Source organism: Luedemannella helvata, assembly GCF_039528415.1.
GTDB classification, from domain to species: Bacteria; Actinomycetota; Actinomycetes; order Mycobacteriales; family Micromonosporaceae; genus Luedemannella; species Luedemannella helvata.
The window spans coordinates 183095-199546 of record NZ_BAAALS010000006.1; the positions used below are offsets into that span (position 1 = coordinate 183095).

Genomic DNA, 16452 nt, shown 5'->3' on the forward strand with positions numbered 1-16452 from the left:
CCGCACAACCCCGCCAAAGTCACGCTTATGGCGAGGCCAGCACCGCACAACCCCGCCGAAGTCACGACTTTGGCGAGGTGGGCGACGCGTCGACGTGAGTACGTCGCTGGGCGGCGCCAGTGGCGCCGCCCAGCGAACCATGGTCACACCGCTACGAGCAGGAGACCGTGGGGACCGAGTTGGTGCCGTTCCACGTTCCGATGAAGCCGAACGTGGTGGTCGCGCCCGCGGGGAGGCTGCCGTTCCAGGCGGCGTTCGAGGCGGTGACCGTGGCGCCGCTGCTGGTCAGCGTCGCGCTCCACGACTGGGTGATCGTTTGGCCGCTGGCATACGTCCATGAGGTGGTCCAGCGGCTGATCGCCGACGGGCCGGCCTTCACGGTCACCTCGCCCTGAAATCCCCCGGGCCACTGACCCACGATCGTGTACGTGGCGGAGCAGGCACCGGCGGGCCCACCCGTGGTGACGGCGGCCGACGTCGGCGGACGCGACGTGACAACGGCCGATGTCGGCGGCCGGGACGTGACGACCGCCGACGTCGGCGGACGCGACGTGACAACGGCCGACGTCGGCGGACGCGACGTGACAACGGCCGACGTCGGCGGCCGGGACGTGACCACCGCCGACGTCGGCGGGCGGGACGTGACCAGCGCCGATGTCGGGGTGACCCCGCCGAGGGCGGCTGCGAGCGGGGCGTACCACTTGTCGGCCATCTTCGTGATGCCGGCCGGATCGGACGGGTGTACGCCGTCGTACGTGTCCGTGGCGGGCACCCAGCCCGTCGCCTGGTCGACGACCGTGATCGGCGACTGGGCGGTCGTCTTGGACGCTGCCCACGCGGGGATCGCGTTGTTGAAGGCGGTCGTGCGGGCCGGGCAGTCGCCGCAGGTGCTCGGCGCGACCGGGATGATCTGGGCGACCAGGATCTTCATGGTGGGGTTGCTGGCCCGCATCTGGTCGACGAGCGTGCTGAACGCCGCGAGGATGGTGCTCGGGGCGATGTTGCTCCACACGTCGTTCGTGCCGAAGTGCATGACCACGATGTCCGGGGTGGTGGCCGCGAGCCAGGCCGGCAGCATGTTCTGGTTGGCCACGTTCGTGACCAGGTAGCCGCCGTGACCCTCGTTGTCCCCGTCGTGGGTGACGCCGCAGCCCTGCGGGGCCTGGGTACCGACGAAGTCGATGTTGGTGTAGCCGGCGTTGATGAGCTTGTTCCACAGGAGTGCTCGCCAGCAGCCGGGGTTGCCGGTGATGGAGTCGCCGAGCGGCATGATCCTGACCGGGGCGGCTGCGCTGGCGGCCGGGGCGGATACCGCCGCCTGCACCACCAGGTAGCCGAGTGCCAGGACCAGGGCCGCGAGCAACGCCTGGAGCGCGGATCTCTTCCGCATGGGGGGTCCTCTCGGGTTGCGTACGATCGGCGGCCGGCCAGGCGAACCGGTTAATACCGGTTCGGCCGCAACTCATCGATCGATGCTAATGACCCGGGGTGAACCGCGACAGTCGCGCGCTACTCCACTGTGACGGACTTGGCGAGGTTGCGCGGCTGGTCGACATCGAGGCCCCGGGCGCTGGCCACCTCACAGGCGAACACCTGCAACGGCACGGTCGTCAGCAGCGGGGCGAGCAGCGTCGGCGCGGCCGGAACTTCCACGAGGTGATCTGCGTACGGGCGGACCGCCTCGTCACCTTCCTCGGCGATGACGATCGTGCGCGCGCCTCTGGCCCGTACCTCCTGGATGTTCGACACGACCTTGTCGTGCAGGAGGCTGCGGCCCTTGGGCGACGGAACCACGCACACGACCGGGGTGCCCTCGTCGATCACGGCGATCGGCCCGTGCTTGAGCTCGCCGGCCGCGAAGCCCTCGGCGTGGATGTACGCCAGCTCCTTGAGCTTGAGCGCGCCCTCCAGGGCGACCGGGTAACCGACGTGGCGGCCGATGAACAGGATGGTGTTGACGTCGACGAGTGAGCGGGCCAGCTCCCGGACGGGCTCCATCGTGGACAGCACCTGGGCGATAGCGGCCGGCATGGTTTGCAGCTGGGCGACGATCGCGCCGACCTCGTCGGCGAACTTGATGCCGCGCACCTGGGCGAGGTGCAGGCCGACGAGGTAGCAGGCGGCGAGCTGGGTCAGGAACGCCTTCGTGGAGGCGACCGCGATCTCCGGGCCGCCGTGGGTGTAGAGGACCGCGTCGGACTCGCGCGGGATGGTGGAGCCGTTGGTGTTGCAGATGGCCAGCACGCGCGCCTTCTGCTCGCGGGCATGGCGCAGCGCCATGAGGGTGTCCATGGTCTCGCCGGACTGCGAGATGACCACGACAAGCGTGGAGCGGTCGAGCACCGGGTCGCGGTAGCGGAACTCGCTGGCCAGCTCGACCTCGCACGGGATGCGGGTCCAGTGCTCGATGGCGTACTTGGCGACGAGGCCCGAGTGGTACGCCGTACCGCAGGCCACGATGAAGATCTTGTCGACGTCGCGCAGGTCCTGGTCGGTGAGGCGGACCTCGTCGAGGATGATCTCGCCGGTCTCGCTGAGGCGCCCGCGCAGCGTGTCGGCCACGGCCTGCGGCTGCTCGGCGATCTCCTTGAGCATGAACCAGTCGTAGCCGCCCTTCTCGGCGGCGGCGGCGTCCCAGTCGACGTGGTAGTCCTTGCCCTGAGCGGGCTGGCCGTCGAACGTGGTAACGACGATCTCATCGGCCGTGATCTTGACAACCTGGTCCTGGCCGAGCTCGATCGCCTCGCGGGTGTGCTCGATGAACGCGGACACGTCACTGGCCAGGTAGTTCTCGCCCTGCCCGCGGCCCACGACGAGCGGCGAGTTGCGTCGCGCGCCGACCACGACGCCGGGGGCGTCGGCGTCGATCGCGAGCAGCGTGAACGCGCCTTCCAGGCGCCGGCACACCCGACGCATGGCCTCCGCGAGCACCTCGCCCTGATCGCCGCTTTCCTGGGTACGCAGGACAGCGAGTTCGGCGGCGAGCAGATGTGCGGCGACCTCGGTGTCGGTGTCGCTGGTGAATTCGATGCCGGCCGCCTCCAACTCGGCGCGCAGGCGGGCGAAATTTTCGATGATGCCGTTGTGGATGACGGCGACCCGGCCGTCGGCCGAACGGTGCGGATGCGCGTTGCGGTCCGTGGGCCCGCCATGGGTGGCCCACCGGGTGTGCCCGATGCCGCTCATGCCGGCCGCCATGGCGGCACCGCCGTCGGGGCTGCCGGCCAGCGCCTTCTCCAGGTTGGCGAGCTTGCCGGCCCGCTTGCGGACGAGCAGTTCGCCGCCGTCGACGATGGCCACGCCCGCCGAGTCATAGCCTCGGTACTCCAGCCGACGAAGTCCGTCGAGCACGATCCCCAGCGCCGGTCGGGCGCCCACGAAACCCACGATGCCGCACATGGTCAGGAGCCTACCCAATAATCGCTCAAAGTCTCTGCGCGCAAACCCGACTTTCGCGCACGCGTATTGAGTGAAACGGCCTACCTGCGGCACCCACAAGGAAACTGTCAGATTTTTTTCACACTGCGTTAAGTCCTATCAATCCCTTTCCAGCCATTACGCCGTGATCCGCGCTTGCAACACTGTGCGGTAAGGCGCGACCCGGCGCCGAAACACGAAGATGCGGCGCCGCGACGGGCCGCACCTTGGGGGCACTGGAGACCATGACGTACCCGCAGAAGCCCGCGGAGCGGCCGGACAGCCAGCAGCCTTCGTCACCCGTGCCACCCACCCAGCGGTCGGCCAGCGACGAACCCGCTTTCCTCAGCGACGAGGACTCCCTGTCCTACCGCCCGCCGCCGCCGTACCCGCCGACCAGCGAGCTGCCGGTGTTCAAACCGGTCGCGCTGCCTCCGCCCACCCGCCGGGAGCCCGCCGCCGGCGCCCGCAACGGAGTGCTCGTCGGCGTCATCATCGGCCTCGTCGTGCTGGGCTGCGTCGGCCTCGGCATCGCGGGCATCTTCTTGCTGAGCGCCGGCGGGCGGTAACGTCAACGGCGTGATCATGACAGACCCCCTGGTCGCGCGCATGCGCGAGTTCGGCACCACCATCTTCGCCGAGATGTCGGCCCTGGCCGTGCGGACCGGCGCGGTCAACCTCGGGCAGGGCTTCCCCGACACGGACGGGCCGCCCGAGATGCTCGACGCGGCCGCGCGGGCACTGCGCGAGGGGCACAACCAGTACCCGCCCGGGCCCGGCATCCCCGAGCTGCGCGCCGCCATCGCCGGGCACCAGAAGCGATTCTGGGGCCTGGACTACGACCCCGACGGGGAGATCCTCGTGACCGCCGGGGCCACGGAGGCCATCGCCGCGTCGCTCCTGGCGCTCTGCGAGCCGGGCGACGAGGTCGTCTGCTTCGAGCCGTACTACGACTCGTACGCGGCCGGCATCGCGCTGGCGGGTGCCGTGCGCCGGCCGGTGACCCTGCGCCCGGGGCCTGATGGGCGGTACGCGTTCGACGCCGACGAACTGCGCGCGGCGTTCGGCCCGCGTACCCGGCTCGTGCTGCTCAACTCACCGCACAACCCCACCGGCAAGGTCTTCGACCGCGACGAACTCACCCTGATCGCCTCGCTGTGCCAGGAGTACGACGTGCCCGCGGTCACCGACGAGGTCTACGAGCACGTTGTCTTCTCGGACGCGACAGTCCCGCACATTCCGCTCGCCACGCTGCCCGGCATGCGGTCGCGGACCCTGCGGATCTCGTCGGCCGGCAAGACCTTCTCGTGTACGGGCTGGAAGGTCGGCTGGGTCAGCGGCCCGGCGCCGCTCGTGTCCGCGGTCACCCGGGTCAAGCAGTTCCTCACCTATGTCAACGCCGGGCCGCTGCAGCCGGCCGTCGCCGTGGCGCTCGGGCTCGGCGACGAGTACTACGCCGGGTTCACGGCCGACCTGCAGGCCAAGCGCGACCTGCTCGCCGGCGGGCTGGTCGACGCGGGATTCACGATCCAGCGCAGCGAGGGGACGTACTTCATCACGGCCGACATCACCCCGCTCGGCGGGCGCGACGGCATCGAGTTCTGCCGCGCGCTGCCCGACATCGCCGGCGTGGTCGCCGTCCCCACCCAGGTCTTCTACGACGACAAGGACGCCGGCCGCCACCTGGTGCGCTTCACCTTCTGCAAGCGCCCCGAGGTCCTCACGGAGGCGGCCACCCGCCTCCGTGACGCCACCTTCCCGCGCTGACCACGCCGCATTCGGCGGATCGGTACGCACGCGACCTGACGGCGAGGGTCAGGCGGGGCTCGCGGCGCGGACCTCGGCGGCGATCTTGTCCGCCACCTGCTCGGCCTCGTCGAGGGTGGGGGCCTCCACCATCACGCGGACAAGCGGTTCCGTGCCGGAGGGGCGCAACAGGACGCGGCCGGTGTCGCCCAGCTCGGCCTCGGCGGCGGCGACGGCCGCCAGGACGGCCGGCGCCGCGGCACCGGCCGAGCGGTCCGCGACGCGGACGTTGACCAGCACCTGGGGCAGCTTCGTGACCACGGACGCCAGGTCGGCCAGCGACCGGCCGGTCGCCGCGACGCGGGCCATGAGGTGCAGCGCGGTGAGGATGCCGTCGCCGGTGGTCGCGTACGCGGGCATGACCACGTGACCGGACTGCTCGCCGCCCAGGGCGTACCCGCCGGCGCGCAGCGCCTCCAGCACGTACCGGTCACCGACAGCCGTCTCGATGAGCCGCAGCCCTTCGCGCTTGAGCGCCAACCGCAGGCCGAGGTTGCTCATCACGGTGGCGACCACGGTGTCGTCGGTCAGGGTGCCGGCCTCGCGCATCCCGAGGGCGAGGATGGCGAGGATCTCGTCGCCGTCCACGACGGCGCCGGTCGCGTCGACCGCGAGCACCCGGTCGGCGTCGCCGTCGTGGGCCACGCCCAGGTCGGCGCCGTGCTCGAGCACGGCGGCCTGAAGGTCCGCGAGGTGCGTGGAGCCGCACTCGTCGTTGATGTTGATGCCGTCGGGGTCGGCGTGGATCTCGATGACCTCGGCGCCGGCCTCCCGGTAGACCTCGGGCGCGACGTCGGAGGCGGCGCCGTTGGCGCAGTCCACGACGACCTTCACGCCGGCGAGCGGATGGGGCGCGGTGGCGACCAGGTGCTTGACGTAGTGGTCGCGGCCGTCGATGAGGTCGTGCACGCGGCCGATGCGCAGGCCGGTCGGCCGCTTCCAGCCACCGGGGTTGTCGATGGCGGCCTCGATCTCGCGCTCCACGCTGTCGGGCAGCTTGTGCCCACCGGCCGCGAAGAGCTTGATGCCGTTGTCCGGCATGGGGTTGTGCGAGGCGGAGAGCATGACGCCGAAGTCGGCCTTCGCCTCGGCGGTGAGGAACGCGACGCCCGGGGTGGGCAGCACGCCGACCCGCACGACCGTGGCGCCGGCGCTGGTCAGCCCAGCCACGACGGCGGCCTCGAGCATCTCTCCACTGGCCCGCGGGTCACGGCCGACGACCACGACCGGCGGGTGCGAGCGGTCCTGTTCGGCGAGGATGTGAGCGGCCGCGAGGGCCACGGACAGGGCCAGCTCGGGGCTGAGGTCGGCGTTGGCCACGCCGCGGATGCCGTCGGTGCCAAAGAGTCGTCGGGCTGCCATACGAGACATGCCTCCACAAAGAAAACGTCGGCCGGACCACCCCGGTTGAGGGCGGTCCGGCCGACGTGTTGGCTACTGAAAGATCAACGCTTCGAGTACTGCGGAGCCTTGCGGGCCTTCTTGAGGCCGTACTTCTTGCGCTCCTTGACCCGGGCGTCACGGGTGAGGAAGCCGGCCTTCTTCAGCGCCGGGCGGTCGTCGATGTCGAGGTCGCAGATCGCACGGGCGATCGCGAGGCGCAGCGCGCCGGCCTGGCCGGTGACGCCGCCACCGCGCAGGTTGGCGATGACGTCGAGGTTGTCCGTCCGCTCCGAGACCACGAGCGGCTCGCGGACGAGCTGCTGGTGCACCTTGCTCGGGAAGTACGTCTCCAGGTCGCGACCGTTGAGCGTGAACTTGCCCGTGCCGGCGACGAGGCGAACGCGGACGATGGCCTCCTTGCGGCGACCGACGGTCTGAATCGGCCGGTCGTGCCGCGGGGTGTTCTTGGGCGCCTTGGCGGGCGCCGGTGCCGGCGTGGAGGTCTCGTGAACGACCGCGGCGACCTCGGCGTTCTCGGGGCCCTCGACGACGACGGCTTCGGTGGTGGTCTCAGTCACAGTGCTTCCTTCGCCTGCGCTCACTGCGCGATCTGCTTGATCTCGAACGGCACCGGCTGCTGCGCGGCGTGCGGGTGCTCGGGGCCGGCGTACACCTTGAGCTTCTTGATCAGCTTCCGGCCGAGGCGGTTGTGCGGGAGCATGCCCTTGACGGCGAGCTCGATCGCGCGCTCGGGGCGCTTGTCGAGCAGCTCGTCGTAGCTGACCGCCTTGAGGCCGCCCGGGAAGCCCGAGTGGCGGTAGGCCTTCTTGTCCTGGCGCTTGTTGCCGGTCAGGGCGACCTTGCCGGCGTTGACGACGATGACGAAGTCACCCGTGTCGACGTGCGGCGCGAAGGTCGGCTTGTGCTTGCCGCGCAGAATAGTGGCGGCGTGGGTCGCCAGGCGGCCCAGCACGACGTCAGCGGCGTCGATAACGACCCACTGCCGCTCGATTTCACCCGGCTTCGGGCTGTACGTACCCACAGGTCTACCTTGTCTCATTCGTCGGTCTTGAGGCTTGGCGTCTGACGGCACCGCGTCTGACGGCACCTAGGGCACACAGCCAAGCACAGTCAACCAGCGTACCCGAACCCGGACACGCTGCGTTCACGCTCAACAGCCCATGACTGTACCCGTTCCCGCGGGGCGAGGTCAAAACGCCCACCACCGCCCCGCCGCCCCCGGACACGTGGGCGGCGGGACGCGGTCGGCGGACGGTGATGGTCAGACCCGCGACATGGTGGCGCCCTTACGGATGTAGACCGTCAGAGTCACGATCAGGCACACCACGTACATGGCGATGAACCAGGAGAACGCCGTCCCGATGCCGTTGGTCGCCTTGATCGAGTCGCCGATCACCTTCGGCAGGATGAAGCCGCCGACGGCGCCGATGGCACCGGCCATACCCAGCGTGGCGGCGCCCTCGCGACGGGACTGGCCGAGCAGTTGCTCCTCCGCCGCGGGGTTCCGCGCGATCTCGGCGTCGGCCTGACGCTTGAAGATCGCCGGGATCATCCGGTAGGTCGAGCCGTTGCCGGCGCCCGACATGGCGAACAGCACCAGCATCGACGTGATGAACATCCCGAGGTTCTTGGCGCTCGCCGCCGCGATCGCGCCGAACGAACAGACCGCCATGAGCGTGAACACGACCGCGGTCACGATCGCTCCCCCGACCCGGTCGGCGATCCAGCCGCCGAACGGCCGGGCCAGCGAGCCGACGAGCGGCCCGAGGAAGGCGATCGGCAGGAGCAGGCCCGTGCCGAGGAAGTCGAACTTCTGGTCATCAGGGAAGACGAACTTCAGCGTGGCCGGAAAGGAGGCGGCCAGGCCCAGGAACGAGCCGAACGTGCCGATGTAGAGGAACGACATGACCCAGGCGTGCGGTCGCTTGGCCGCCGCGAACTGCTGGGCCAGCGTCGCCTTGGACACGTGGAGATTGTTCATGAAAAAGAAGGCGCAGAGCGCGGAGGCCAGCACCAGCGGCAGCCAGAAGGCGGTCGCGAACGTCAGGCTCAGGCCCATGAACAGCATCAGCGGCATGAACAGCTGCATGGAGCTGAGCCCGATGTTTCCGCCGGCGGCGTTGATGCCCAGCGCCGTGCCCTTGGTGCGCTCCGGATAGAAGTAGGAGATGTTCGACATGGACGAGGCGAAGTTGCCGCCACCGAAGCCCGCGGTGATCGCGGCGAACAGCAGGAAGCCGTAGGAAACGCCGGGGTTGAGGACGACATACAGCGCCAGGCCCACCGGGATGAGCAGCAGCAGGGCGCTGATGACGGTCCAGTTGCGGCCGCCGAAGCGACCCACCGCCAGCGTGTACGGGAACCGCATGATCGCGCCGATCAGGTTCGGCAGCGCCACCAGCCAGAAGATCTTGGTCGCGTTCGCCTGGTTGGCCACCAGGTCGGGGTAGAGCGCCGCCCCCGTGGCGGGGTCGGTGAGGGTCCCGAGCGAAACGACCAGGATGCTCCAGATCACCCAGACCGAGAAGGCCAGGTGCTCGGAGAAGATCGAAAAGATGAGGTTGCGCTTGGCGACCTTCTTCCCGGTGGTGGCCCAGAAGTCCGCGTCCTCCGGGCGCCAGTCCTCGATCCATCGACCCTTGCCAGGTGCTTGCCCCGCCGCGACCGGCGGTGCGGTCTCGATGACGGTACTCATGGGCTTGACTCCTCGACGTCGGCGGTGTGTCACTGAACGGGAACGCTGCGATGGGTTCTGCGAAAACGTTAAGAACGGTCGATTTCCTGGCCGTGGTCTGATGGAGTCGGGCGCGCAACCGTTAACGCACGGTTGCCTGGCCGAAAAGGTGAGATCAGAAAACCTTTCGGCAGGACCACGGCCGTGCCGTATCGACGCATGTCGGCACGGCAGCGATCCCACATATCGAGAAGGACTTTTCGTACTCTGGGCAACACGCTGGGCAACGCCTTGCGATCACCAGCTGTGAATTGCTCTTAGCAGGCGAGAAACAAATGGGACGCGGGACCGAAACGGCCCGCCGTCACGATTTCTGCCATGCGACAGGCGGCCACCGATTGCTCGCGCCCCGTGGCGGCGCACCGCGCGTCACCGTGCGTGGCACCGCGAACGCGCGCGAGCCGGCCCGCCGAGCGCTGCGGATCCGCCCCGTCTCCGCCTGCGGCCACCACCGCGATGCGCGGCCATGGCGCTGACAGTGACGTCAGGGACCTGGTGAACGCCGGCGAGGAGATGCTCCTCGCCGGTCTCGTGGTGATCGCCGGGGGGCACCACCGCAACGGCGACGGATGGAAGGCGGATGGCATGTGGACCCACCCCGTACGGGCGTCCGGGTAGGCGCGATGACGGAGGTGTTGGCGGGCTTCACCGTCGCGGTCACCGCCGACCGCCGCCGCGACGAACTCGCGGCGCTCCTGGAGCGCCACGGTGCCCGCGTCGTACTCGCGCCCGCACTGCGCATCGTCCCCCTCGCGGACGACAGTCGACTGCGTACGGCAACCTACGCGCTGCTCGACAACCCGCCCGACATCGTCGTGGCGAACACCGGCATCGGCATGCGCGGCTGGCTGGAGGCCGCCGAGGGCTGGGGCCTGGGCGAGGCTCTGCGCAACCAGCTCTCCTCGGCGTACCTGGTGGCCCGCGGGCCCAAGGCGCGGGGAGCGCTGCGCGCGGCCGGCCTCATGGAGGCCTGGTCACCCGAGTCCGAGAGCTGCGCGGAGCTACTGGAGCACCTCGTACGCCAGCAGAACAGCGGCCGCAACGCCGGCTCGCACGTGGCCAACACCAAGAACGGGCTGGCCGGCCGCCGGGTCGCCGTCCAGCTGCACGGCGAGCCGCAGGAGGAGTTCTGCGGCGCGCTCGCCGCGGCCGGGGCCGACGTGGTGGAGGTGCCCGTGTACCGGTGGGCGCCGCCGGTCGACCCGACACCGTTGCAGCGCCTCATCGACCTCATCACCAACCGCCTGGTCGACGCCGTTACGTTCACGTCCGCGCCGGCCGTCATCTCGCTGCTGAGGGCGGCCGGTTCCGACACGGACGCGGTGCTCGCCGCGCTCAAGTCGGACGTGCTGGCCGGCTGTGTCGGCCCGGTGACGGCGGCACCGCTGCGCAAGCAGGGGGTACCGGTCCTCGCGCCCAACCGCGCCCGGCTCGGCGCGCTGGCCCGCGCCCTCATCGAGGAACTGCCGCGGCGCACCCGCACGCTCAAGGTCGCCGGCTCGGAGCTGACCCTGCGGGGCCATGCCGCCGTCGTCGACGGGCAACTGCGTCCCCTGCCGCCCGCCCAGATGGCGATCCTGCGGACGCTGGCCACCCAGCCCGGCAAGGTGCTGCCCCGTTCGGAGCTGCTCGCCGCGTTGCCGCGCGGGGCGGACGAGCACGCCGTGGAGATGGCGGTCGCCCGGCTGCGGGCCGCCCTGGGCCGGTCCTCGTTCATCCAAACGGTGGTCAAGCGCGGCTACCGGCTCCGCGTGGAGTAGCCGGTCGGGTAGCGGACCGATCCGGGCGGCGAGTGCCCTCGCGCCCGGGACCGCGTACTCGTACGCTGCACGCCATGGCAGCGAGCATGCGGCAGGCACTGCGCGAGTGGACGCGGTTGAGCGCCACCGCCGTGGGCGTCGCCTTCCTGGTCGGCGCGGGTCAGCTTGGCGTGCTCTACGGCCTCGACATCGTGCGGTGGGACCGCACGTTCGGGGCCGGCGGCGAGAACGGCTGGTCGGCGCTGCTCACCTGGGTGGCGTGGGTGGTGATGACCGCGACGGTCGCCGGGGCCGGTGCCGCCGCGCGGCTGGGACGCCGGTTGCGTCGCGTCGCCACGTGGCCGGCGCGCGCGGCCGTGTCCATTGTCGCCGGTCTGGGCGGCGGCGCGTCCGCGTTCCTCGCGGTCCTCCCCGCGACGGCGGCCCGGCCACCGACCAATGTGGACCCCGACCTCGTCGTGATGATCACGGCCGGCTTCGCGGTGCCGGTCGGCATCGTGGTAGCGGTCGCCGCACTCACGTGGACGCCGGTCGCCGGCAACGTCATCACGACCACGACCTGGGTGTGGGTCTTCGCGGCCGGCTCGATCATCTGGCCGCTCGTCACGAACGAATCGTGGCCGCTGGCCCGGCTCGCGGTGCCGGAGCCGCTCACCAGGCCGGGCGATCCCGTGCTCATGTTCAGCCTCGGCCTGGTCGTGCTCGTCTCCGCCATCCTCGCCATGATCGCCCGGTTCGGGGGCGCCGGGAAGGTCGCCGTGGCCGTCTCCGGGCTCGGCGGGCCCCTGCTGATCGCGGGCGCGTACGTCATCGCGGGGCCCGGCGTCAGCGGCGACCACAGCGATCAGCTCGTCCCGTACCAGTCGGCACTGCTGTTCGTGCTGGCGGGCGGGGTCGCCTCGGTCCTGGTGGCCGTCGCCGGGCGCCGGCCGCCCAAGCCGCGCCGCCCGCCGTCGCGTACCCCGGTGCCGACCGCGGAGACCGACTATGTCGGCTGGGTGTCCGGCCTCGGCCCCGGCCAGCCCGGCGCCGCCGTCCCCGTGCCGCACCAGGGCGCCCGGCCGGCCGCCGAGGCGGCCGCCTACCCCGGCGGACTGCCGGACGAGCCACCGACCGTCCCGATCCCGCCCGCCACGGACCCCGAGCCGACCGAGGCCCGGCCGACGCGCGCCGGCCGCCGGTCGCGGGCCAAGGCGACCAACCCCAAGGTCACGGAGGCTGAGGCGAGCACCGTCGCGGTCCCCACCGAGCCGCCGCTGCTCGGCATGCCCCCAGGCGACACCCAGCCGCTCGCCCCGACGCCCGCCGCGGCCCCGGCGAAGAAGGGCCGCGCCACGGCAGCACCGGCCGCCCCCGCGACGGTTGAACCACCCCGCAACCCACCGCCGCCCGCGCCCAAGCGGTCCCGGCACGCCAAGCCCGAACCGCCGCCGCGCACGGCCCTGCCGAGCCTGCCACCCACCGCCAACAGCGACCCGGACGAGCCCACCACCAACATCCTGCTGCCGGGCCATCCCTGAGGCGTAAATCGGTGGCCCCCCGACGGGGGCGGTGCGAGCATGCGCTGAGAACCGACCCGAAGGAGAGACCCATGCGAGCAACTTCCACGATCCGGACCCTTTCCCGTCCCAACGTGGAGTTGCGCATTGCGGTTCTTGAATCTGGGCGTGGTCGCCCATGTTGACGCAGGTAAAACCAGCCTGACCGAGCGCCTGCTGTTCGAGGCCGGCGTCGTCGCCGAGCCCGGCCGGGTGGACGACGGCACCACCCGCACCGACTCCATGGAGTTGGAGCGCCGGCGTGGCATCACCATCCGCGCCGCCGTCACGTCCTTCGCGGTCGACGGCGTGACGATCAACCTGGTGGACACGCCGGGACATCCGGACTTCATCGCCGAGGTGGAGCGGTCCCTGACGGTCCTGGACGCCGCCGTGCTCGTGGTGTCCAGCGTGGAGGGCGTGCAGCCGCAGACCGTCGCGATCTGGCGGGCCCTGCGCCGCATCGGCGTGCCCGCCGTGGTCTTCCTCAACAAGGTCGACCGCGCGGGTGCCGACGTCGGCCGCGCGCTGGGGCAGGCGCGCCAGCGGCTCACGCCACACCTCGTGACGCTCGCCGAGGTGAGCGGCGAAGGCCGGCGCGACGCGCGGGTACGGTCGCTCGCCTACGACGCCGACCCGGTGATCGAGGCCGTCGCCGACCTCGACGACACCATTCTCGCGACCTGGCTGGCGGGGCGCCGGCCGGCCGCCGGCCAGGTGCGTCGCGCCCTGCGGGCCGGCGTACGGGCCGGCGCGGCCACTCCGGTCGCCTGTGGGTCGGCGATCACCGGCGCCGGCGTGCCCGGGTTGCGCCGGCTCCTGGTCGAGATTCTCCCGTACGCCGAGCGTCGCGGCGGCCCGCCGGCGGGCACCGTTTTCGCGGTCGACCGGGACGAGCGCGGCCGCCGCGCCTGGGTGCGCTGGTGGTCGGGGCAGGTGGCGGTCCGCGACCGGGTCACCTTCGGCGGCCCGGCGCCCCAACGGATCACCGCGATCGAGGTGAGCGAGCCGGGCTCGGTCGTGGCCCGCGCGAAAGCCGGCGCCGGCCAGATCGCCGCGCTGCGCGGCACGTCGGCGCGGGTCGGCGACAACGTCGGCTCCCCGCCGCCACGCCGGGCCTACCGGTTCCCCCCGGCGACCCTGCAGGCGCTGGTCGAGCCCGTCGACCCGGCGCAGCGCCTGGCGCTGTTCGCCGGGCTGACCGAACTCGCCGAGGAGGACCCGCTCATTGACCTGCGGGTCGACGAGCAGGCCGGGCAGGCAGTCATCAGCCTGCACGGCGAGGTGCAGAAGGAGGTCATCGGGTCGCTGCTGGAGGACCGGTTCGGCGTGCGGGCCCGCTTCTCGGAGACCTCGATCGCGTGCATCGAACGGGTTGTGGGCGAGGGTGCGGCGGTCGACCTCATCAGGGCGGACGGCAACCCGTACCTGGCCGGAATCGGCCTGCGGATCGACCCCGCGCCGGTCGGCCACGGAGTGGAGTTCTCCCCCGGCATCGAACGCGGCCGGCTGCCCGCCGCGTTCGTCGCCGCCACCGAGGAGGGGGTGCGGGCCGCGCTGACCCAGGGCCCGTACGGGTGGCCGGTCCCGGACTGCCGGGTCACGATGACGTCCTCGCAGTACTGCCCGCGACAGAGCAGACCGCACCAGAAGTTCGACAAGTCGATCTCGAGTGTCGGGGCGGACTTCCGCAACCTGGCCCCGGTCGTCGTCGCGGCGGCGCTGCGCGCGGCCGGCACCCAGGTGTGCCAGCCGGTGGACCGGTTCGAACTCGACCTGCCCGAGCCAGCCCACGGCCCCGTGACGGCCCTGTTGGGTCGGCTCGGCGCGCTGCTGCTCGACGTCGCGACCGCTGGCGGGTACACGCGCCTGGTGGGCACCCTGCCGTCGGCGCGGATGCCCCGGATCGCCACGGCGCTGCCCGACCTCACCGGCGGCGAGGGCATTCTGGTGACCCGCTTCGACCACCACGCGCCGGTCACCGACGGGCAGCCGCCGGTCCTGCGGCGGCGCGGCCCCGACCCGGGCGACCGGCTGGCGTGGTTTCGGGCCATGCCGCGCTGACCGGCGTCAGCGCACGTCCCAGACCGGCTCCGGCGTCTCCGTGACCTCGCCGTCGCCGCCGAAGAGCACGTACCGGTTGAACGACCGGGCGAACCACCGGTCGTGGGTGACCGCCACCACCGTGCCGGAGAACGCCGACAGGCCCTCCTCCAGCGCCTCCGCGCTGGCCAGGTCGAGGTTGTCGGTCGGCTCGTCGAGCAGCAGCAGCGTCGCCCCGGACAGTTCCAGTAGCAGCACCAGGAACCGCGCCTGCTGCCCGCCGGAGAGCGTGGCGAACCTCTGCTCGCCCTGACCGGCCAGCTCGTAGCGCGACAGCGCCTTGGTCGCCTCCCCGCGCGGCAGGCCGGTGCGGTGCTCGTCGCCGCGCCAGAGCACCTCCAGCAGCGTCTTGTCGGCGAGGTCGGGCCGGTCGTGGGTCTGCGAGAAGTGCCCGGGCCGCACCCGCGCCCCGAGCCGCGCGACGCCGTGGTGCGACACCGGGGCGAGGATCGCGCCGTCGACCGGGGTGGCGTCCAGGTCCGGGTCGGTGCCGCCCCGGGCGAGCAGGCGGAGAAAGTGCGACTTGCCGGTGCCGTTCGCGCCGAGCACCGCGACCCGGTCGCCGTACCAGACTTCAAGATCGAAGGGGTACGTCAGGTTGTCCAGCTCCAGCTGCTCGCAGACGATCGCGCGCTTGCCGGTGCGCCCGCCCTGCAGGCGCATCTTGATCGTCTGCTCCTTGGGCCGCAGCTCGGGCGGGCCGGCCTCCTCGAACCGCGCCAGGCGGGTGCGTGCCGATTGCAGCCGGGAGGCCATGTCGGAGTTGTAGGCCGCCTTCTGCTTGTACATGACGACAAGGTCCTTGAGCTTCTGATGCTCCTCGTCCCACCGGCGGCGCTGCTCGTCGAGCTTGTCGTAGCGCGCCTCGCGGGCCGCGTGCCAGGTGGCGAACCCGCCGGGGTGGGTCCACGCGCTGCCGCCCTCGACCGCGACCACGCGGGTGGCGGTCTCCGCGAGCAGCTCGCGGTCGTGGGACACGAACAGTACGGACTTGTCGGACTCCTTCAGCTCCGCCTCCAGCCAGCGCTTGGCGGGCACGTCCAGGAAGTTGTCCGGCTCGTCGAGCAGCAGCACCTCGTTGGCGCTGCGCAGCAGCAGGACGAGCGCGAAGCGCTTCTGCTGGCCGCCCGACAGGGTCCGCACCGGCCGCAGCTTGACCTCGTCCCACGGCTTGCCGACGGCGGAGACCGCCGCCGTGTCGAACAGGACCTCCGCCTCGTACCCGCCGGATTCGCCCCACGTCGCCAGCGCGTGCGCGTACTCCATCTGGGCCTTCTGCGACGCGGTGCTGAACTTGCCGCGGGCCTCGGCCCGCGCGAGCGCCTCCTCCGCGGCCGCGAGTTTCTCGCCCGCCGCGCGGACCGCCGGCTCCGCGAGGCTCAAGGCAAGATCTTGGAGCGTACGGTCGGGAGAATCCCAGTACGTGCTGCCGCCGGCGCCGATCTGACCGATGAACTGGCGCATGACGCCCAGGCCACCAGCCCGGGCGATGACACCCTTCTGCGGGTTGAGGTCGCCCGCGACCATGCGCAGCAGCGTGGTCTTGCCAGCGCCGTTGGGGCCCACGAGCGCGACCTTGGCCCCCTCCCCGACCCGGAAGCTGACGTCGGAGAAGAGCTGCCGGCCGTCCGGCAGCGTGTGCGCCACTCCGGCGATATCCACATAACCCACGGCCGGAATAGTGCCTGGT

At 71.4% G+C, this 16452-nt stretch carries 13 protein-coding genes; 6 read left to right on the forward strand and 7 right to left on the reverse strand.

Features of this window, described 5'->3' with window-relative positions; all coding sequences use genetic code 11:
- Positions 1–151 precede the first annotated feature (151 nt).
- Together ABD191_RS08515 and glmS are read right to left on the reverse strand one after the other, a co-directional pair.
- A complete protein-coding gene (locus tag ABD191_RS08515) occupies positions 152–1390 on the reverse strand; it encodes a cellulose binding domain-containing protein (protein ID WP_344078694.1) in 1239 nt (412 codons plus the stop codon).
- 119 nt (positions 1391–1509) lie between these two features.
- Positions 1510–3399, reverse strand: coding sequence for a glutamine--fructose-6-phosphate transaminase (isomerizing) (gene glmS, locus ABD191_RS08520; RefSeq protein WP_344078696.1), 1890 nt, complete (start codon positions 3397–3399; stop codon positions 1510–1512).
- A 263-nt stretch (positions 3400–3662) separates the two neighbouring features.
- Between glmS and ABD191_RS08525 the strand changes: the two genes are divergently transcribed.
- Complete coding sequence (locus ABD191_RS08525; RefSeq protein ID WP_344078698.1) at positions 3663–3986, forward strand: hypothetical protein; 324 nt, start codon at positions 3663–3665, stop codon at positions 3984–3986.
- 16 nt (positions 3987–4002) lie between these two features.
- Entirely contained in the window at positions 4003–5184 is a 1182-nt protein-coding gene (locus tag ABD191_RS08530; protein WP_344078816.1) for a pyridoxal phosphate-dependent aminotransferase, read from the forward strand.
- Between the two features lie 48 nt (positions 5185–5232).
- Here ABD191_RS08530 and glmM read toward each other — a convergent pair whose 3' ends face one another.
- From glmM to ABD191_RS08550, 4 genes are all read right to left on the reverse strand, one after another.
- Positions 5233–6585: a phosphoglucosamine mutase gene (gene glmM, locus ABD191_RS08535; RefSeq protein ID WP_344078700.1), complete on the reverse strand. Its 1353-nt coding sequence runs from the start codon at positions 6583–6585 to the stop codon at positions 5233–5235.
- A gap of 83 nt (positions 6586–6668) precedes the next feature.
- On the reverse strand, positions 6669–7184 hold the full coding sequence (gene rpsI, locus ABD191_RS08540; protein WP_344078702.1) for a 30S ribosomal protein S9: 516 nt from the start codon (positions 7182–7184) through the stop codon (positions 6669–6671).
- 20 nt (positions 7185–7204) lie between these two features.
- Positions 7205–7648: a 50S ribosomal protein L13 gene (gene rplM / locus ABD191_RS08545; RefSeq protein ID WP_344078704.1), complete on the reverse strand. Its 444-nt coding sequence runs from the start codon at positions 7646–7648 to the stop codon at positions 7205–7207.
- 240 nt (positions 7649–7888) lie between these two features.
- Positions 7889–9322, reverse strand: coding sequence for an MFS transporter (locus tag ABD191_RS08550; protein WP_344078705.1), 1434 nt, complete (start codon positions 9320–9322; stop codon positions 7889–7891).
- A gap of 534 nt (positions 9323–9856) precedes the next feature.
- On the opposite strand from ABD191_RS08550, the gene ABD191_RS08555 reads away from it, so the two are divergent.
- From ABD191_RS08555 to ABD191_RS08570, 4 genes are all read left to right on the forward strand, one after another.
- The gene (locus ABD191_RS08555) at positions 9857–9979 is read left to right on the forward strand and encodes a hypothetical protein (RefSeq protein WP_344078707.1); all 123 of its coding nucleotides are present in this window, start codon (positions 9857–9859) and stop codon (positions 9977–9979) included.
- A gap of 5 nt (positions 9980–9984) precedes the next feature.
- A complete protein-coding gene (locus ABD191_RS08560; RefSeq protein ID WP_344078708.1) occupies positions 9985–11121 on the forward strand; it encodes a uroporphyrinogen-III synthase in 1137 nt (378 codons plus the stop codon).
- Positions 11122–11195: 74 nt separating this feature from the next.
- Positions 11196–12641, forward strand: coding sequence for a hypothetical protein (locus tag ABD191_RS08565; protein ID WP_344078710.1), 1446 nt, complete (start codon positions 11196–11198; stop codon positions 12639–12641).
- Positions 12642–12767: 126 nt separating this feature from the next.
- Positions 12768–14723, forward strand: a complete 1956-nt coding sequence (locus tag ABD191_RS08570) for a GTP-binding protein (protein ID WP_344078712.1) — start codon at positions 12768–12770, stop codon at positions 14721–14723.
- Positions 14724–14729: 6 nt separating this feature from the next.
- Here the strand turns inward: ABD191_RS08570 and ABD191_RS08575 are convergent, their stop codons facing one another.
- Positions 14730–16433, reverse strand: a complete 1704-nt coding sequence (locus tag ABD191_RS08575; RefSeq protein ID WP_344078714.1) for an ABC-F family ATP-binding cassette domain-containing protein — start codon at positions 16431–16433, stop codon at positions 14730–14732.
- Positions 16434–16452 lie beyond the last annotated feature (19 nt).

What these genes read in the sequence shown, in the direction of transcription:
- ABD191_RS08515 (WP_344078694.1), bottom strand. Translation starts at nt 1,390, where the DNA reads ATGCGGAAGAGATCCGCGCTCCAGGCGTTGCTCGCGGCCCTGGTCCTG.
- glmS (WP_344078696.1), bottom strand. Translation starts at nt 3,399, where the DNA reads ATGTGCGGCATCGTGGGTTTCGTGGGCGCCCGACCGGCGCTGGGGATC.
- ABD191_RS08525 (WP_344078698.1), top strand. Translation starts at nt 3,663, where the DNA reads ATGACGTACCCGCAGAAGCCCGCGGAGCGGCCGGACAGCCAGCAGCCT.
- ABD191_RS08530 (WP_344078816.1), top strand. Translation starts at nt 4,003, where the DNA reads ATGACAGACCCCCTGGTCGCGCGCATGCGCGAGTTCGGCACCACCATC.
- glmM (WP_344078700.1), bottom strand. Translation starts at nt 6,585, where the DNA reads ATGGCAGCCCGACGACTCTTTGGCACCGACGGCATCCGCGGCGTGGCC.
- ABD191_RS08550 (WP_344078705.1), bottom strand. Translation starts at nt 9,322, where the DNA reads ATGAGTACCGTCATCGAGACCGCACCGCCGGTCGCGGCGGGGCAAGCA.
- ABD191_RS08560 (WP_344078708.1), top strand. Translation starts at nt 9,985, where the DNA reads ATGACGGAGGTGTTGGCGGGCTTCACCGTCGCGGTCACCGCCGACCGC.
- ABD191_RS08565 (WP_344078710.1), top strand. Translation starts at nt 11,196, where the DNA reads ATGGCAGCGAGCATGCGGCAGGCACTGCGCGAGTGGACGCGGTTGAGC.